Consider the following 17932-nt stretch of genomic DNA (forward strand, 5'->3'; position numbering starts at 1 on the left):
TTCTAGTCCACTGCGAGGAAATTTGTGGACGGACCACCTTCGGCGCTTCTGTGATAAATTGCCAATCGACGTCGGTTGTGGCTTGTCGTGGCCCGCTGGACGTGTGCATTGGGCCCTCTGAATACGGACATCGATTTGGCGTTGAGCGGAAAACGAGACTCGGGCAGCACTTTCGACACAATGCGGCGCTTGTGGCGGCAGGTATCGCAGCGGCGGCAAAGGCAGTTTTTCGGCCTCCTTGTCCTGATGGTGTTCGGTGCTCTGGCGGAAGCGGCCACGCTTGGTGCCTTGCTGCCGTTTCTTGCGCGCATCGCCAATCCTGAGACGGTTGGCGGACAGTCGTTTCTGGCGCGTCAGCTTGCAGGCTTTCGGCTGACCGGCTCTTCTGACAGCCTGCTCGGGCTCACGGTTTTGTTTTCCGTAGTGGCCATCGTGGCCGGTGCCGTGCGTATACTCCTCACCTGGGCCACGAATTCATACGTCTTCTCGCTGGGACATGAGGTGGGCGTGACCGTCTATGACCGAGTGCTGCGCCAGCCCTACAACTACCACGTTTCGCGCAACTCCAGTTCGGTGTTGGCGGCGCTACGACAGGTACAAGCAATCACCGCTGGCGTGATGCTGCCACTGTTGCAATCAATCAGCGGCATAATCATCGGTGTCTTCGTCGTCGCAGCGCTTTTCATACTAAGTTCGATCATCACCTTCGTTATCTTCGCGGGCTTTGGTGCGGTGTATCTCGCCATGTCGCTTGTGATCCGAAAACACCTCAAGCAGAATGCGCGGATCATCGCTAGCGCGCAGGCCGAAGGCATTCGTTCTGTACAGGAGGGGCTGGGCGGTATCCGCGATGTCATTATCAACGACACACAGCCATATTTTCTTTCCCGCTACAGCGAACTCGACCTGCGCCTGCAACGCGCCAACGCAACGAACGCGCTTGCAGCCAGCGCTCCGCGTTTCGCGATTGAAGCCGCGGGTATGGTGATCATCGCGGCCCTCGCCTATTTCCTCATCATCCGATCCAACAATGCCGGCGAGGTACTGCCAATACTTGGAACATTCGTGCTTGGAGCCCAGCGTCTGCTGCCATCGATGCAGCTTGTATACGGCAATTGGGCGTTGATACTCAGCAATCTTGCCGGCGCCGAAGTTGTGCTCCAGGCGCTGGAAGCACCACTTGGCCCCGAATGGAACGAGCCTCCAGCCAGGCGCCTGCCATTCGAACAAGCGATCATACTCAAGGACGTGTCGTTTCGTTACGCCTCCGACCAGCCGCCGATACTCGAAGGCTTCAATCTCAAAATCCCGAAGGGGACCAAGGTCGGCTTCGTAGGCAAGACCGGCAGCGGCAAGAGCACGACGGTCGATCTGATCATGGGTTTGCTGGAACCGACCAGCGGAGCGATCGAGATCGACGGGCAGACGTTGGACGGCGCTACGCGACGTGCCTGGCAAAGACAGATCGCACATGTGCCACAAAGCATATTCCTGGCGGATGCGTCCATCGCAGACAATATCGCCTTCGGCATCGACCCTGCCAGGACCGACCACGAGCGCGTCCGCAGCGCGGCGCAGCAGGCCGCGTTGGCGGACTTCATAGAAAGCTTGCCGCAGGGCTACGAGACGCGTGTTGGCGAGCGCGGCGTCCGCCTGTCGGGAGGTCAACGCCAGCGAATAGGCATCGCGAGGGCTTTGTACAAACAGGCATCTGTGCTCGTCTTCGACGAGGCGACGAGCGCTCTCGACATGGAGACCGAGGCGGCAGTCATGGAGGCGATCCGAGAACTGCCCACCGATCTGACAATATTGATCATCGCACACCGTCTCACGACAGTTGAAAGTTGCGACGAGATCGTAACCCTTGAACACCGCCAGCCGCATATCTCGACGACAACCGGCGGACAGATCGCTTGAATGCATCGCGTGGACGGGTTCGGCAACGTGCCTGATCGGGCTGGCGCCGCCGGTGCAGCAAGGCCGCCACGTCAGTTCGGTTTGGATTGCACCTTGCCAGGGTTCTGGAAGAGAAATTCCGTGCAGGCTTCACCGGTGGATATCCTGACGATTTCGAAATCGAACCGTTGCTTCAAGAAGTCGATCACGGCCTGGTCGTCGGCGAACTCCATTGGCCACCCTCCCAGCCAGTCGCGGACGTCGGTCATGTAACTCATGCCGCGACCTTTTTTCTTCTCGCGAATCTGCTTCAGGAGCATTGGCAGCCGAAGTGGATTTCTGCCAAGGCCGAAACGCCAGATGTACCAGCATTCGATCCATCGCCTTTGACGAGGGTTGGCGGCATTGTACCGACGTTTTACATTGAGCCAGAATTGCGCGGAAGGCGTTACGACATTCGACGAATAGAGAGCGATGAAGAAAAGGCCGCCAGGCCCTACCCTTCGTGCAGCATTCTCAATTGCTTGCCACATGGCGCCAGTGTGATGGAGCACGCCCCATGAATAGACCAAGCTCCAAGTGCCCAGCGCCTCAAGATAGTCGGCATCGAGAACGTCACCTCGTTCGACGGCCCAGTTCGGCGGGTCCCCGGCCAATTTGCGAAGCCTGCCGGTGGTACTTACCGAAAGCGGATCAAAGTCGAAGGAATGTATCCGATCCGCCTTTGCGTCGAAGGCGGCAAGCGAGTGTAGCCCGCTGCCGCTGCCGATATCGAGAAAATCCATTCCTTCCAGGCTCTGCTTGCCGAGGAAGGACAGAAGCTTGTCGGCCGCCACCTGCCGACGTTCAGTCGAGTAGTGTTTGTCGACGAACGACGCCCAATTGGCTCCGAACTCGTACCGATTCGACGATGGGTTGCCTGTGAATGTCATCCTGCGGCTCGGTCTCCCCCTTCGATGATGCCCATCATGTCAGCTGTAACTTTCTGAATATCATAGCGCTGTTCGGCAATCGATCGGCTGTTCTTGCCCATGGATACGGCTTCGTCGGGGTTGTCTATCAAGCGGATCATGGCTTCAGCCAACGATGTGGTGGCACCAACCGGAACCAGCAGCCCGTTGACCCCGGGCACGATTGGCGCCCGGCAACCCGGCGCATCCGTTGTGATCACCGGGCGCCCCATCGCCATGGCCTCCAGAACCGATCGCGACGTCCCCTCGCGATACGACGGAAGCACGAAGATACGCGTATCCGCGATGATGTGACGGACGTCCTCGACCGGTCCGTGATAACGGATGGCTCCGCCGGCGACTGCCTCCTCAACCTCCGATAATGGAAACCCCGAGGGGTTTGGATCCATATCTCCGACGAGGTGGAAACGGGCGTCAGGTCTGACAGCCCTAACCAGCGTCGCCGCACCCAGATATTCGGCGAGGCCTTTGTCACGCAGCAGGCGTGCAATCATCAGAAATCGCGGCTGATCGGGTAGTGGCGCGACTTTGAATCGGTCTAGATCGACTCCCGAGCCGTTGACGACATTAGCTTGGGTCCGCCCGAGCAGCCCAAGGCGACGGAAGTCGTTGCGGTCATCGTCGTTCTGGAAGGTGACCGTGGTGGCAACCCGAAGGCTTGCGGCATAGAGGAGCCGAGCCACTGCGTTTACCATCCTCCAGCGTGGTGACTTGTGCCGGTCCGTGAAGGCGTAGCCGAGGCCGGTGACAAGTGCGTGCCGTCGCTGGATCCCGGCAAGCAACGCAGCCGGGATGCCGTAGACGATCGGCTTGATTGCACAGGTCAACACCACCTGAGGCTTGAGTTTTCTTAGCCGGTTGTGGAGACGAAAAGCCAACACCGTATCGCCGAACGGAGCAATCCCGGCTCGTTCCATTGGCAATGGATGAAAGTGGACGCCGTTCTCGGCCAGCCAACGGATGGTCATGGCGTCGACCGGCGCCATGGCATGAACTTCGTACCCGGAATCGCGCAGCGCAAGAAGCAAGTGTCCCCTGGTGCTTGCGAGGGACGTTGGTTCGCTGACGATGACGACGATTCGTTTCATGCAGTCATTTCTTGGGGTGATTGCTCGCGACCCATCCGACCCTTGTAGATTTTTGACACGCAAAACCCAATCATGGCGCATGTTATCCACAACATCGAGCAGATGCTTCGCCAAAAGTGTCTCAGAGTTGCTTTCGAGCGGAGACTTGCCCCTTGGCAACAGCGTGTCGTTGAATTGACGTAACGCCTACCATACAAGGACGTCGACTCACTACCTGAGGAAACCTGCCTATGTCCGAACGCATTGCTGTTATCGGCCTGGGATGGCACGCCTCGGTGAACCATCTTGTCTATGCGTCATCGAGCTCGATCTACGGCCGCAGCACGCGCATGCCGTTTGCGTGGCCGATTCGGCTGACCATTCGCTCAGCCTCTACGCCGCCATCAAGAAGGCAAACGAGCTGATGGCCTATACATACAGCCATCAGTTTGCACTGCCCACGACAGGATTACGCTTCTCCACCGTCTATGGTCCGTGGGGACGGCCAGACATGGCCCTGCTCATCTTCGCTGAGGCCATCGTCGCTGGCGAGCCGATCGACTTCTTCAACCATGGCAACATGCAGCGCGATTTCACTTATGTCGGCGATATTGTCGAAGGCATCGTCCGCGCCATGCGTCAGCCCGCGACACCCAACCCGCAGTGGGAAAGCGTCGCCGGATCCAGCGATCAGCAACGCGCCGTTCAGAATCCACAATATCGACGGCAGTTCGCCAGTTCAGCTGAACGGCTCATCGCGGTGCTGGAGAACGCGCTCCGACTAAAGGCGAACCGCAATCCCATGCCGCTGCAGCCGGGTGACGTGCCGGCAACTTTCGTCGATGTCAGTTCGCTCGAGGAGGCGACGGGATCCAGGCCGGATTCCAATAGAGGTCGGAGTTCTCCGCTTTGCGAATGGTATCGGGAGTACTATCGGGTATGATCCGCAGAGGCGGTGCCACGCAAAAAGGACGACAGGTGGGCGACAAATGAACGCGCGCTATGATTTCGGCCGCAACTGGTCCGAGCTTGCCGCGCGTTTCGAGGCCGAACATCTGGACCGGGCGTGTGAGGATCTTGGTCGACTGGCGGGTGACCTCAACGGCATGACTTTTCTGGACATCGGCTGCGGCTCGGGGCTGCATTCAGCGGCCGCACTCCGGCTCGGCGCGGCGAAAGTCACAGCACTCGATTATGACGCGGATTGCGTGGAGACGACCAGGGCCGTCCTGTCCCGGTTTGCACCCGATGCCGATTGGACCGTTGAGCGGGCCGATATCCTTGACAGATCCTCGCTGCCCACCGGCACGTTCGATGTCGTCTATTCATGGGGGGTCCTCCACCATACCGGAGATATGTGGACAGCGATCGCCAATGCGGCTGGCTTGGTCGGCCGCTCTGGGCGACTGGGTATTGCGATCTATCTTAAGACGCCGCTGTGCGGACTATGGACGGTCGAAAAGAGGTTCTACGCCTCGCATCGATGGGTACGGCCGCCGATCAAGGCGGTCTTTGTCTCGGCTTATATGGTCGCAAGGACCCTGCGCCACCGGGACCCGATATCGTTTGTAAGGAACTACCGCGCGCGCCGAGGCATGGAATTTCTGGCGGATGTCGACGACTGGCTTGGCGGCTATCCCTATCAATCCGCGTTAGCCAGCGAGTTGGAGCGGATTGTGGAAAATCTTGGGTTTCGCACGGATCGGCGTTTCAATGTGCTGCCGGGAGTTGGCCTTTTCGGCACCGGCTGTGGTGAATGGTGTTTCGAGCGGATAGATTTATAGCCACGGGCTTCTTCCCAGTCTGGTGACGCGCGGATAACTTGGGCAAGCCGATATGGAGCTGTAACGGCGGATGTGCGGTATCGTCGGCATTGTGGGTGGAGCGGCTGCGACGAGCGGCGGCGGCCATACTGTGCGTCGGATGGCCGACCACATCCGACATCGTGGACCCGACGGCGACGGGGTCTGGAGCGACGCCGAGGCGGGCGTCGCGCTCAGCCAGCGCCGCCTTGCCATCATCGACCTGTCCTCGGCTGGCGCCCAGCCAATGATCTCTCACACAGGCCGCTATGTCATTGTCTTCAATGGCGAGGTCTACAATCACGGCGAGATGCGGGCGCACCTTGACCAGCAATTTGGTGTACACGCGTGGCGTGGACATTCCGATACCGAGGTCCTCCTGGTCGCCATCGAAGAGCTAGGGACCAAAAAAGCACTCGAACTGGCCGCCGGTATGTTTGCTTTTGGCGTCTGGGACCGGCGTGAAAGAACTCTGGTTCTCGGTCGCGATCGCGTGGGTGAAAAGCCGCTCTACTACGGCCGTGTCGGCAAGGCCTTCGCGTTTGCCTCGGAACTCAGCGCCTTTCAACCTCTGCCGGACTGGCGCCCGGAGATAGACCGCAATGCGTTGGCGCTGATGATGCGCCACAACTACATCCCCGCGCCCTACAGCATCTATCAGAGCATACGGAAACTGAGACCCGGCCACTTACTCGTCCTCTCCGATCCTATGAATGAGCCGCGCGTCGAAAATTACTGGCGCGCCAGCGACGTCGCAGCGCAAGGCCGGCGCGAGCCTTTCCTGGGCAGCTCTGAAGAGGTGGTCGACGAGGTCGAGCGTCATCTGCGCCGCTCACTTGAAGGGCAGATGATCGCCGACGTGCCGCTTGGCGCCTTCCTATCTGGCGGCATCGATTCTTCCGCGGTCGTGGCAGTCATGCAGTCGATCAGTGCGCGGCCGGTGCGCACCTTCACAATCGGCTTCGAGGACGTCGGCTACAACGAGGCGCACCATGCCAAGCAAGTGGCGCGCCATCTCGGCACCGATCATACAGAGCTCTATCTCAACCAGCGCGACGCGCTCGACGTGGTGCCGCAACTGTCGGGCATCTATAGCGAGCCTTTCTCTGACTCCTCGCAAATCCCGACTTTCCTCGTCTCGAAACTGGCACGTGGCAGCGTTACCGTGGCGTTATCGGGTGACGGCGGCGACGAGTTGTTCTCAGGCTACAACCGCTACGCGCTCGCCGATGCGTTCTGGAACAAGTTGTCCCGAATTCCGGTCGGTCTGCGCCGCGCGTCTGCTAGCCTGGCGACATTGCCGTCGGCCGGCCTCTACAACAACCTCGCGGGCGGGATCATGCCGCTCCTCCCGCAACGCCTGCGCCGCGAACGCGTCGGCGACATGATCCACAAAGCCGCGTCTGTGCTTTCGCTGCGGACCATGGACGATGTCTACCGTCGCCTGTGCTCGCACTGGGACCCGACCGAGATCATCTCGGATGCGGTCGAGCCGCCAACAATGCTGACCGGCCTGGAACCGTTGCCGGATTTGCCCGGTAGCGTCGAGCGGATGATGTACATCGATCTTATGAGCTATCTACCCGACGACATACTGGTGAAGGTCGATCGCGCCGCCATGGCCGTCAGTCTTGAAACACGTGTACCGTTTCTCGACCATCGACTCATAAGCTTCGTGCTGTCGCTACCGCTCTCAATTCTGCGCGCCGGCGGCCAGACCAAGTGGCCTCTGCGACAGCTGCTTTACAGGCATCTTCCAAAAGAGCTTGTCGAACGCCCCAAGATGGGCTTCGGCGTGCCCATTGATTCCTGGTTGCGCGGCGCTTTGCGCGAATGGGCCGAGGAGTTGCTCGACGAGCGCCGGCTGCGCGAAGACGGATTCTTCCGGCCTGAAGCGATCCGGCGTGCCTGGTTCGAACACCTCTCCGGGCACCAAAACAACCAATATCTACTCTGGGACGTGTTGATGTTCCAGTCCTGGCGGGGAGCGACCAAGGGATTTTCAAACGCGATCGCAGCGTGATGGGTGGTGAGCCCGGGCGGTTTAGTCTTTGCGGTGCCCTCTCATGCCGTCGGAAGGGACGAGACGTTCGGCACTATCAGACGCGAAAGCGAGCAGCTATACGGGAGGGAGAGGCGAACCGACGTGCGCCAGGGTCGTTCGAACCGACCCTCAGGCGACCTGGAAGCCAACGAAGCAAAGGCATTGAACCCTGTTTAAATCGCTCCGTCGCCATTTCACGACTGACCAGGTCAACCAGTATTTCTCGATCGCCTGCTTCTTTTCGCCGCCGGTATTCGGTTCGGTGGTGAGCTTCGTCTTCCATGGCGGCGCGCTCTGGTCATTGGCGCTGCTGGCGGCCGGCCGGCGGCGCCTTAACATTGATCGGCCTATGCTTGCCATGACCACTGCCATCTATGCCTATTGCGCCGCCCAGATCCTGGCGTCGATCGTAAACGGGACGCTGCGGGCCGATGCCACTCATTTCTTGCCCCTGATGACCTTGCTGTTGTTCCCGATTTCCTATTCGACGTGGAGCATCATGGACAAGGAGAGCCTCGCACGCACTGCCGTTCGTGCCAGCGCCGCAGCATGTGTTGGGGCACTGGTGCTGGCCATCGTCCAATACCACTGGATTGGGATGCTGAGACCCGAAGGTGGGGCCGGAAACCCCATCGTGTTTGCCACGGTCACCTGCCTGGCCGTGATGATGTGTCTTACAGGTGCTCTGTCTGGGGTCGAGAAAGCGTGGAAGCCGCTCACGGCCGCCGCGCTTGCCGGTGTGGTGGCGACACTCTACTCGGGCTCGCGCATGGTCTGGGTGGCCTTGCTCATCGCGCTGGTAGCGGTGCTTGTGACCCATCGCGAAAGGGTCTTCCGATCAGACATGAAGCAGTTGCTGGTGATTGCCGGCGCATCGACATTGATCATCACGGCAATTACGTCTCCGATTGTCGCCGATCGCACACATGTCCTGTTCGAGGACTGGAATGCCCTCGCCGTCAACGGCGATTATACCACGCCGCTCGGGTTGCGGGTCGGGTTGTGGGACGTCGGGCTCGATGCCTTTCGCCAAGCGCCCGTTTTTGGTCACGGAATGGCCGCCGGCCGGATGCTTTCAAGGCAGGGGTTCAAACAGCGCTTTGGCGCCACCGAAGGCTTCAACCACTTTCACAACGGCTTCCTTACGGCTTTGGTGCAGGCCGGACTCGCAGGTGCGCTGACATTGGCTGCAATATTCGTCGTGACGATCCGGAATGCGACAAGAGTCCTGCGCATCAGTGCTGATCCGCTGGAACGTTTTGGCGCCACCATAATGGTGGTCACCGTCATAATATACGTTGCTGGAGGGATGACAGGCATCCTTGTCGGCCATGATATTCTCGACTCGACGCTGATGGTCTTGTTGGTTTCCGGAACATACTTGGCTTGCGGACAGACAATTTCGCCCAAGGGTCAGTCAACGAATCAAGCGTCTGCTTTTAGGGGGCGCGAAAAGGGAGCGAATCTCCCGCCCCACCATTTTTGATCGACGGAGAAAAAAGGTGCATCACGCCCAACACCGAAATATCTCGTGCCTGCGAGTGGTGAGAGCAGAAGCGCTCTCCCGCTAAGGATCTGCAATTTGGGCGAGCAATGGGCGACGGTGGCACCAGACGCGTGACCGCGATTTCGGGGCGTATCGAATGCTGAACGGCAGCTAATAGGCCCCAGAGGTTCTCGAAGAGATCGGCAAGAAGCCACAGGCAAAGACCTGCGCGGCTATCGTCGGCATCACGGATGAAGGCGCCGAGATCATGGAAGAATACAAGGGCGCGCCTGCACTAGATGCCGGCCTTCTAGCTGTTGCCCAAGCCCTCGAGCATTACGAGATTTCGCGCTTTTGCACGATGAACACATGGGCTTCCGAACTTGGCCGCGACGAAGCTGTGTCGCTCCTCAATCTGGCACTTGGAAAAAGGCCACCGACGAGACTCTGACGCCGAGTCCACCGTTCTCTCAGGAGCCCTGGCGATCAATGCCGGGCTCCTTGCCCCAAGCTCTCGCTGCATTGGTGCGAAACCTTGCGCGGAGACGATATGGGAGTTCTCGAAAACACTTTTCGGGCTTGGTGAGAAAAAAGCCTGACGCGGCGCAGCGGCGACATGACGGAGGCGACCGGCGCCCGCCCGGCTATTGCCGTGCATTACAAAACGCCCAGACGTCCGGCTCTAAGGGGCTTAATCAAACGCTAGCGAAAAATTAATGATCCGAGGCAGTAACATGCCCGGCGGTTGTGTAGCTTCAGCCTGGCGGCTTGCTACAAATACGCGCGCGCAGTGCCCGTCGTCGTCAGAAGGATCGTGCACCCCCCGGACGCGTCGTCGATAAGCTGAGGATCGGAAGTTAATGACTCGCGGATTACGACGAGGAGTTCTGATAAGCATGTTTCAATTTCGCGCTTTTTCCCGCAAATTCGAGAGCGTAAGGAATTGAATCAGTCGTTGATTAATCAGGCGTTTTCGCCGGCCTGTCACGCCGGAGGTCGCGGGTTCGAGCCCCGTCACTCGCGCCATTTCTCCTCAGGAGAAATGTGACATAATCGTCTAGAATCATGGTCTTGCATGAGGCAATTCAGATCCGGTCGGATCTGAACTCGATCTCTCCCGCAACGACCTCACCCCTCGGCCAGCAGCGCCTCGACCTCATGCAGCGTCGGCATGGATGGCGCCGTACCCGGCCTTGTCACCGAAATGCCGGCGACGGCGCAGGCGAAGCGGACGGCTTGCAGCGGCTCCACGCCTTTGGCGAGTGCGGCGGCCAGGCCGCCATTGAAGGCATCGCCCGCGCCGGTGGTTTCGACCACCGGACCGGCACTGACCACGGGAACATGGTCGGACCGAGCGGCCGTGTGCAGCAGCGCGCCTTTTTCGCCGAGCGTGATGATGACCGAGCCGACGCCCTTTTTGAGCAGGCTGTCGGCGGCGCGGCGAGCCTCGTCGATCGAAGAAACCTTGATGCCGGTCAGCTCTTCGGCCTCGGTCTCGTTGGGGGTGACATAGTCGCAAAGCGTATAGATGCGGTCCGGCAGCTTGGCCGCCGGCGCCGGATTGAGGATGGTGGTCACCCCTGCACCGCGCGCGATTTCGAGTGCGCGCAGTGCCGCGTCGATCGGCTGCTCGAGCTGGGTGACGAAGACGCCGGCGCCGCCGATCAGGCCGGCGTTGGCCTCGATGTCTTCAGGCGAGATCAGCATCGCCGCACCCGGGCTGACGATGATGGCGTTGTTGCCGGTTGTCTCCTCGATGAAGATATAGGCCGCGCCGGTATAGCTTTGCGGCGTCTCGATGACGGCGGATTTGACGCTCGCCTCTGCCCAGGTCGCCTTGGCCATGTCGGCGAAAGCATCGACGCCAAGCCGGGTCAGGAAGGTGACGTCCGCGCCGAGCTTGCCTGCCGCCACCGCCTGGTTCGAGCCCTTGCCGCCCGGTCCCAGCTTGAAGGAATTACCAAGAATGGTTTCACCCATGCGCGGCTGTCGATCGGCGCGGTAGGCGGTGTCGGCGACGAAAACGCCCAGAATGACGACGGGTTTGCCCGACGCCATGGCCCTACTCGGCGTCCGGCGGCACGACGCCCTTGCGAAAGGCGAAGCAGCCATAGAAGCGGCGCTCGCCGGTCTGGATGACGCAATAGGCTTTCTTGGCGCGCTCGTAGAAGGCATAGCGCTCGACCGAGATCATCGGCCAGGCCTTGCCTTCCGCCTTGTCGATCTCCTTCTGCACCTCTTTTTGCACCGGCGGGATCTCGTCCGGCTTGCCGACGATCTCCATGCGCGCGGCCGCATCGTCGACGAAAGTGTCCAGCGGATAGAGCGACAGCACCGCCTTGACCACATCGGCCGCCGAGGCGTCGATGTGCAGCAGCTTGCCGAGCACGGTCTGCTTTGCCACCGAATCGGCGGGGAAATTGGTGTCGGCGATGACCAGATCGTCGCCGTGTCCCATTGCCCTGAGCGCCTGGAGCACATCGGCATTGAGCAATGGGTTGATCCCTTTGAGCATGGCAGTCCTCGTCAAACAGGTTTGGTCAAAGTCGATTGGAAATCAGAGCCGGTTGCCGGTCTCGGCGTCGAAGAGATGGACCTGGTCGAGGCGCGGCTTGAGATTGAGCGTGTCGCCGGGTTTGAAGTCGTGGCGCTCGCGAAACAGCGCCACCATCTCGCCCTCGCCGAAACGCACGAAGACCAGCGTTTCGGAACCGGTCGGCTCGACCACCGAGATCTTTGCTGGCACGCCGTCGGCATGGATTTCGAGATGCTCGGGCCGCACGCCATAGACCACGGCCTGGCCCTCCTTGGCGGCGCTGCCGGCCGCGATCGGGAACAGCGTGCCCGCTATCTCGACCTTGTCGCCCTTGCGCACCACGCCCTTGAGCAGGTTCATCGACGGCGAGCCGATGAAGCCGGCGACAAACAGATTGGCCGGCCGGTCGAACAATTCCAATGGCGCGCCGACCTGCTCGATACGACCGTCGCGCATGACCACGATCTTGTCGGCCATGGTCATGGCTTCGATCTGGTCGTGGGTGACGTAGATGGTGGTGGTCTTCAGCCGCTGGTGCAGTTCCTTGATCTCGGTGCGCATCTGCACGCGCAGCTTGGCGTCGAGATTGGAGAGCGGCTCATCGAACAGGAAGACCTGCGGGTTGCGCACGATGGCGCGGCCCATGGCGACGCGCTGGCGCTGGCCGCCGGAGAGCTGGCGCGGATAGCGTTTCAGGTACGGATTGAGGTCGAGAATGTCGGCGGCGCGCTTGACCCGCTCGGCGACCACGGCCGGATCGGTCTTGCGCAGCTTCAGCGCAAACGCCATGTTCTGCTCCACCGTCTTGTGCGGATAGAGCGCGTAGTTCTGGAACACCATGGCGATGTCGCGCTTGGCCGGCGGCAGATTGTTGACGATGCGCTCGCCAATGGCGATCGTGCCGCCGGACACGGTCTCCAGCCCGGCCACCATCCTGAGCAGCGTGGACTTGCCGCAGCCCGACGGGCCGACCAGCACCACGAACTGGCCATCGGCGATATCGACGCTGACCTCGTGCAGGACCTTGACGGTTCCGAACGCCTTGGCCACATTGCTGATCGCGACTTGAGCCATCGTCCCCCCTTTTCTCGCGGTGAAGCTAGCCATTGCCAACGGCAAGGGCAAGTCGGTATGTTATCGATAAAAAGCCATTCGTGTTGACAAGGTAATCGATTACGCAAATATTGGCTGTTGCCAATCCGGCAGTCGGATTTTTATCCGAAAATCGGAGCTCCAGGCGACGCAGGGTGGGGTCCCACGTCCCCGTATGATAAAGGAGAACCGCCGACGTTTCGGCGTCGGAGGGGTTGGCATTTTAATTCACGACTGTTGTTCTGGGAGGAATAGATGAGAGTCGGTCTGTACGAAAAACTCGTCCGCGCGGGTGCCACCCGGCGTGACATACTCAAAGGCGCGGCCTCGATGGCCGCGATCGCCGCCGCATCGGGTGCTGGGCTCGGCGCTTTCACCCGCCCGGCTGAAGCCGCCAGCGAGCTACGCTCCAAAATTCTGCAGATCCCCGGCGTCGGCAAGGGTCAGCCGACGGATGCCGATTTCCAGAAGGTCGGCGAACTCTGCCTGGAAGCCACCAAGGCCAACGTCAAGGAAGGCGAATTCGCCGGCGTCGAGCTCACCTTCATGGGCCTCAACAACCAGAACCTGCACAATGTGCTGTTCCGCGGCTTCCTGAAGCCGTGGGAGGCCTATACCGGCGCCAAGATCAGCTGGATCGACCTGGCGCAGGCCGACTACAATGCCCGCCTGCAGCAGTCGATCGCCACCGGCACCGTCGACTTCGACATCATCGAGATGGGCGCGCCCTTCGAAGGCGATGTCTGCGGCAAGGGCCTGACGTCCGAGATGCCCGACTGGGTCAAAGAGCAGATCGACATGAAGGATGTCGTGGCCTATCTGCAGCCGCCGGTCGGCACCTGGGACGGCAAGCAGTACCGGATCACCGTCGATGGCGATGCGCACAACTTCAATTACCGCACCGACGTTTTTGCCGATGCCGACCTCGCCAAGGCGTGGAAGGACGGCGGCGCGGCCACCGAATGGGGTGTGCCGAAGACCTGGCAGGAAGTCCAGGCCGTCACAAAATTCCTCAAGGGCAAGAAGTTCAAGGACCAGGACGTCTTCGGCTATCTCGATGCGCCCAAGGCCTGGGGCGGTTTCGGCTTCTACTTCCTCGGCAGCCGCGCCACCGCCTATGCCAAGCATCCCGACGACAAGGCCTGGCTGTTCGATGCCGACACGATGAAGCCGCGCATCAACAATCCGGCCTGGGTGCGCGCCATCCAGGACGTCATCGACGCGCTGCCGTCGGAGCCCGCCGACCAGATCAACGCCGACCCGAACACGACAGCCTTCCAGCAGTTCCTGGCCGGCACCGGTTCGATGGTCACCTGGTGGGGCGACGTCGGCTCCAACGTCAAGACCAACGATAGCTCGGTCATCGGCGACGTCACCGGCTTCTCGATCCTGCCGGGGTCCGACGACGTCTACAATGCCAAGACCGGCGCCTGGGACAAACTCGCCAGCGGCCCGAACTATGCGCCGAACTGCGCCTATCTCGGCTGGGGCGTCTACGTCATGGCCCGCGTCGATACGGACGAAAAGAAGAAAAAAGCGGCATGGTCGGCCGCCGCTCATCTCGGCGGCAAGGACCTGTCAATCTGGACGGCGATGTATCCGTCCGGCTTCCAGCCCTACCGCAACTCGCATTTCGACATTCCCGAATGGGTGGCGGCAGGCTACGACGAGGCGTTCATCACCTCGTATCTGAAGTCGGAAGCCGACAGCTACAACCATCCGAACGCGGCGATCGAGCCGCGCATCCCCGGCATCTTCCAGTACTATTCGGCTGCCGAGGACATTCTGGCCAACACATTCGCCGGCAAGATGAAGGCGCAGGAAGGCGCCGACGCCATTGCCGCGGCCTGGGAGAAGCTGACCGACCAGATCGGCCGCGAAAACCAGATCAAGCTCTACAAGGCCTCGCTCGGCGTGTAGGCTGATCCTATCGTGACAACACGTCCGGCGGTGCAAGCCGCCGGACCTGACCGGCTCGGGCCGGTCGCAGGCTTGATTTTTTAAACGGACGGGGACGCGTGGCTGACCAGACCACCAATGCATGGCCGGCCAACGCCGGCCCAGCCGATCTGATCTCGCCGGCCCGCAAGCGGGCGGGTTTTGCCCTGATGGCGGCCGCCACGCTTGGCCTGCTGGCGGTGATCGCGTTTGAGATCCTCTACAAGAACGAGATCACCACGCTCGGCTTCGAGACCTGGCGTCCCATCGTCTATGCATATGTTCTGTGGGGGGTGGCGCTCGGCATCGGCCAGGTGCTGACGCGCGGCGAGGACGGCCAGCGCGCGCTGTTCCTGCTGCCGGCGCTGCTGTTCACCATCGCCATGGTGATCTTCCCGACGCTGTTCGGCTTCTATATCGCGCTGACCGACTGGAACCTGTCGTCCTTTTCCGGCCGCAAGTTCAACGGGCTCGACAATTTCTGGCAGATGCTGGCCGATCCCTACTACCGCAACGCGCTGTTCAACATGGTGCTTTATGTGCTCGCCGTGCTGGTTGAGTATGTGATTGCCTTCGGCCTGGCGCTGCTGCTCAACGCGCAGATCCGGGCGCGCAAATTCTTCCGAGTCGTCTTCCTGATGCCGCTGATGCTGTCGCCGGTCGCGGTGTCGTGGATGATCGGCAAATCGCTGATGGAGTACCGTTTCGGGCCGGCGGCGACGCTGGCGCGCCATGTCGGCTGGGAAAACCCCGCCTTCTTCTCCAACCCGATCACCGCCCGCATCTCGATCATGGTGCTCGACGCCTGGACCTTCATCCCGTTCATGATGATCATGCTGCTTGCCGGCCTGCAGGCGATGTCGCGCGACGTGCTGGAAGCGGCGCGCGTCGATGGCGCCACGCCCTGGCAGACTTTCTGGCAGGTCACCTTCCCGCTGATGCTGCCGGTGTCGGTCACGGCGGTGATCCTGCGCATCATCTTCAAGCTGAAGCTTGCCGACATCATCATTACCGTCACCTCCGGCGGCCCCGGCGGCGCCACGGATTCGGTGTCGAGCTTCATCTACCGCGAATACCGCGACCGTTCGAATGTCGGCTACGGCACCATGCTGGCGATGGCCTATCTTGTCATCATCGTCGTGTTCGTGACCTGGCTGTTGAAATTCGCCAATCGCTTCGTGCGCAACGTGAACTGACGAGGCACAATGAGCGTCCAGACCACCGACTATGCTGCCTCGGAAATCCGCTCACCGCTGGGTTTTCTGGCCAATCGCATCTTCATCTATGGCGCGCTGGCGTTCTGGGCCTTCATCTGCCTGTTCCCGATCTACTGGACCATCACCACCTCGTTCAAGACCGCGGTCGATGTCACGCAAGGACACCTCATTCCGTTCGTCGACTTCCAACCGGACTGGAAGGGCTGGCGCTCGCTCGGCCTGTCGCCGGATTCGATCTTCCAGACCTCGACGGTGCGGGAGGAGTTTTTCAAGCGCTTCATGAATTCGGTCATCACCTCGGTCGGTGCGTCGAGCCTCGCCATCGTCATTGGCAGCCTCGCCGCCTATGGGCTGACCCGCTACCGCTATCAGTTCGCCTGGTTCAAGAACGAGGACATCTCCTTCTTCTTCCTGTCGCAGCTGATCCTACCGCCGGTGGTGCTCGCCCTGCCCTTCCTGGTGCTCTACCGCGAAGTCGGTCTGCTCGACACACGCATCGGCCTGATCCTGCTCTACACGCTGATGGTGCTGCCGATCGTCATCTGGATCATGCGCGACCAGTTCAACTCGATCCCGGTCGAGCTCGAGGAGGCAGCGCTGGTCGACGGCCTCTCGATCTGGGGCGCTTTTTTCCGTATCGTCATGCCGATTGCGCTGCCGGGCATGGTCGCCGCCTTCATCCTGGCGATGGTGCTGTGCTGGAACGAGTACTTCTTTGCGGCACTCCTGACGTCGACCGACGCCAAGACCATTCCGGTGATGGTGGCGAGCCAGACCGGCTCGCAAGGCATCAACTGGTGGTCGATGGCGGCGCTTGCCACCGCCGCGATCGCACCGCTGGCGGTCATCGGGATTGCGCTGGAGCGGTATCTGATCATGGGCATGACGGCGGGCGCGGTGAAGTAGGGCGAGAGGCGGCGTGCCCCTCTACTGTTGACCTCGGCGGGACAGCACCCCCCTCTGGCCTGCCGGCCATCTCCCCCGCAAGGAGGGAGATCGGCAGCTTTGGCTGCATCGCTTTTCTTGCGACGTAGGTGATGACGAAAGCGGAAATGACATCTGATCTCCCCCCTTGCGGGGGAGATGTCCGGCAGGACAGAGGGGGGTGTGAAGGATCGCTACAGAGCGACTTTGTCTGCTAGCGCCCCAATATCGCCCTCAGGTGATCCATGATCATCGCCACACCCTTTCGCCCCAGCTCCGCCGAGGCCTCCGGCGCACTCGCCGTATACCACGCGGTATTCTCGCCAAAACGCCCGGCATCGACCGCTTCCGGACACAGTGCTAGCATCAATGATGTCTCGCCAACACCGGCGTGATCGAACGGATACTTCCCGTTCATGGCAGCCGACATCAGCGGGTGCACCTGCACCCAGTTGAAGAAATTCTCGCCGGCGGCGTGCCCGGCATAATAATCGGCCATCTCGTCTGAGCCCCACCAGCCCTCGCCGCGCTGCTTCTCGAGGAAGCGGAAGATCGCCTGGCGGCCGGCGGCCTTGAAGGCGAGATCGGTCGGCATGCCGGCGGCAAAGTTCTCGGTCTGGTGGTGGATGATGGCGTTGATGTTACGAAAGCCGATGCGCAGCAGGCTGTAGAACAATTCTTCGGCGAACGGCGCCAGCTGGTTGCCGCCGACCTGCACCGAGCCGTTGCCTTCAGGTGCTGCCACCACATAGCTCGCCGCACCGTAGTAGAAAGCCGGCAGGATGACGATGTCGGCCTCCTTCTCGTAGAGCTCCAGCGTCTTGACGACGGCCAGCGTGTCCATGCCGACGGCCATGTGCTCGCCGTGATATTCGAGCACGCCGAGCGGGAGAGCGACCGGCCAGTTCTCGGCGATCGCCTTGCGGATCTGGTGCGGCAACATCAGTTCGTAGCGCATG

The 17932-nt window shown here is 60.9% G+C and carries 15 protein-coding genes; 9 read left to right on the forward strand and 6 right to left on the reverse strand.

Going from position 1 to position 17932, the window contains the following annotated elements; all coding sequences use genetic code 11:
* The first annotated feature begins 108 nt into the window (after positions 1 to 108).
* The gene (locus NLY43_RS03595; protein WP_245264034.1) at positions 109 to 1917 is read left to right on the forward strand and encodes an ABC transporter ATP-binding protein; all 1809 of its coding nucleotides are present in this window, start codon (positions 109 to 111) and stop codon (positions 1915 to 1917) included.
* Positions 1918 to 1988: 71 nt separating this feature from the next.
* Here NLY43_RS03595 and NLY43_RS03600 read toward each other — a convergent pair whose 3' ends face one another.
* Both NLY43_RS03600 and NLY43_RS03605 read right to left on the reverse strand, forming a co-directional pair.
* Positions 1989 to 2828: a class I SAM-dependent methyltransferase gene (locus tag NLY43_RS03600; protein ID WP_023713500.1), complete on the reverse strand. Its 840-nt coding sequence runs from the start codon at positions 2826 to 2828 to the stop codon at positions 1989 to 1991.
* Positions 2825 to 3955 carry a glycosyltransferase family 4 protein gene (locus NLY43_RS03605; protein WP_023713501.1) on the reverse strand — a complete coding sequence of 377 codons (1131 nt, stop codon included), beginning with the start codon at positions 3953 to 3955 and terminating at the stop codon, positions 2825 to 2827. The genes NLY43_RS03600 and NLY43_RS03605 overlap by 4 nt, the downstream gene beginning before the upstream one ends.
* Before the next feature lie 340 nt (positions 3956 to 4295).
* Here NLY43_RS03605 and NLY43_RS03610 point away from each other — a divergent pair, with 340 nt between their 5' ends.
* The 5 genes from NLY43_RS03610 (at position 4296) to NLY43_RS03630 (ending at position 9717) form a co-directional block, all read left to right on the forward strand.
* Positions 4296 to 4877 (forward strand): NAD-dependent epimerase/dehydratase family protein, encoded by a 582-nt coding sequence (locus tag NLY43_RS03610; protein ID WP_050590323.1) that lies wholly within the window; start codon positions 4296 to 4298, stop codon positions 4875 to 4877.
* 46 nt (positions 4878 to 4923) lie between these two features.
* A complete protein-coding gene (locus tag NLY43_RS03615; protein WP_023713502.1) occupies positions 4924 to 5718 on the forward strand; it encodes a class I SAM-dependent methyltransferase in 795 nt (264 codons plus the stop codon).
* Positions 5719 to 5788: 70 nt separating this feature from the next.
* Positions 5789 to 7759, forward strand: a complete 1971-nt coding sequence (gene asnB, locus NLY43_RS03620; RefSeq protein WP_023713503.1) for an asparagine synthase (glutamine-hydrolyzing) — start codon at positions 5789 to 5791, stop codon at positions 7757 to 7759.
* Between the two features lie 286 nt (positions 7760 to 8045).
* On the forward strand, positions 8046 to 9266 hold the full coding sequence (locus NLY43_RS03625) for an O-antigen ligase family protein (protein ID WP_245260010.1): 1221 nt from the start codon (positions 8046 to 8048) through the stop codon (positions 9264 to 9266).
* A gap of 244 nt (positions 9267 to 9510) precedes the next feature.
* Positions 9511 to 9717 (forward strand): DUF892 family protein, encoded by a 207-nt coding sequence (locus tag NLY43_RS03630; protein ID WP_502882182.1) that lies wholly within the window; start codon positions 9511 to 9513, stop codon positions 9715 to 9717.
* Between the two features lie 677 nt (positions 9718 to 10394).
* Here NLY43_RS03630 and rbsK read toward each other — a convergent pair.
* From rbsK to NLY43_RS03645, 3 genes are read right to left on the reverse strand one after another with little or no spacing between them, the layout of a single operon-like run.
* Positions 10395 to 11324, reverse strand: coding sequence for a ribokinase (gene rbsK, locus NLY43_RS03635; protein ID WP_023689460.1), 930 nt, complete (start codon positions 11322 to 11324; stop codon positions 10395 to 10397).
* 4 nt (positions 11325 to 11328) lie between these two features.
* Positions 11329 to 11781 (reverse strand): RbsD/FucU family protein, encoded by a 453-nt coding sequence (locus tag NLY43_RS03640; protein ID WP_023711516.1) that lies wholly within the window; start codon positions 11779 to 11781, stop codon positions 11329 to 11331.
* Positions 11782 to 11823: 42 nt separating this feature from the next.
* Complete coding sequence (locus NLY43_RS03645; RefSeq protein WP_023711517.1) at positions 11824 to 12876, reverse strand: ABC transporter ATP-binding protein; 1053 nt, start codon at positions 12874 to 12876, stop codon at positions 11824 to 11826.
* 273 nt (positions 12877 to 13149) lie between these two features.
* Here NLY43_RS03645 and NLY43_RS03650 point away from each other — a divergent pair, with 273 nt between their 5' ends.
* From NLY43_RS03650 to NLY43_RS03660, 3 genes are all read left to right on the forward strand, one after another.
* Positions 13150 to 14814 (forward strand): ABC transporter substrate-binding protein, encoded by a 1665-nt coding sequence (locus NLY43_RS03650; protein ID WP_023669429.1) that lies wholly within the window; start codon positions 13150 to 13152, stop codon positions 14812 to 14814.
* Between the two features lie 98 nt (positions 14815 to 14912).
* The gene (locus tag NLY43_RS03655; RefSeq protein WP_023711518.1) at positions 14913 to 16028 is read left to right on the forward strand and encodes a carbohydrate ABC transporter permease; all 1116 of its coding nucleotides are present in this window, start codon (positions 14913 to 14915) and stop codon (positions 16026 to 16028) included.
* A 9-nt stretch (positions 16029 to 16037) separates the two neighbouring features.
* Positions 16038 to 16955: a carbohydrate ABC transporter permease gene (locus tag NLY43_RS03660; RefSeq protein ID WP_023669427.1), complete on the forward strand. Its 918-nt coding sequence runs from the start codon at positions 16038 to 16040 to the stop codon at positions 16953 to 16955.
* A gap of 232 nt (positions 16956 to 17187) precedes the next feature.
* Here the strand turns inward: NLY43_RS03660 and NLY43_RS03665 are convergent, their stop codons facing one another.
* On the reverse strand, positions 17188 to 17931 hold the full coding sequence (locus NLY43_RS03665; protein ID WP_023711519.1) for a creatininase family protein: 744 nt from the start codon (positions 17929 to 17931) through the stop codon (positions 17188 to 17190).
* Between the last annotated feature and the right edge of the window lies 1 nt (position 17932).

Origin of the sequence: Mesorhizobium sp. C416B (assembly GCF_030323165.1) — a bacterium.
Taxonomy (GTDB): Bacteria; Pseudomonadota; Alphaproteobacteria; order Rhizobiales; family Rhizobiaceae; genus Mesorhizobium.

Coding starts and splice junctions, on each gene's coding strand:
- NLY43_RS03605 (WP_023713501.1), bottom strand. CDS start 3,955: ATGAAACGAATCGTCGTCATCGTCAGCGAACCAACGTCCCTCGCAAGC.
- rbsK (WP_023689460.1), bottom strand. CDS start 11,324: ATGGCGTCGGGCAAACCCGTCGTCATTCTGGGCGTTTTCGTCGCCGAC.
- NLY43_RS03660 (WP_023669427.1), top strand. CDS start 16,038: ATGAGCGTCCAGACCACCGACTATGCTGCCTCGGAAATCCGCTCACCG.
- NLY43_RS03600 (WP_023713500.1), bottom strand. CDS start 2,828: ATGACATTCACAGGCAACCCATCGTCGAATCGGTACGAGTTCGGAGCC.
- asnB (WP_023713503.1), top strand. CDS start 5,789: ATGTGCGGTATCGTCGGCATTGTGGGTGGAGCGGCTGCGACGAGCGGC.
- NLY43_RS03640 (WP_023711516.1), bottom strand. CDS start 11,781: ATGCTCAAAGGGATCAACCCATTGCTCAATGCCGATGTGCTCCAGGCG.
- NLY43_RS03665 (WP_023711519.1), bottom strand. CDS start 17,931: ATGCGCTACGAACTGATGTTGCCGCACCAGATCCGCAAGGCGATCGCC.
- NLY43_RS03645 (WP_023711517.1), bottom strand. CDS start 12,876: ATGGCTCAAGTCGCGATCAGCAATGTGGCCAAGGCGTTCGGAACCGTC.
- NLY43_RS03650 (WP_023669429.1), top strand. CDS start 13,150: ATGAGAGTCGGTCTGTACGAAAAACTCGTCCGCGCGGGTGCCACCCGG.
- NLY43_RS03615 (WP_023713502.1), top strand. CDS start 4,924: ATGAACGCGCGCTATGATTTCGGCCGCAACTGGTCCGAGCTTGCCGCG.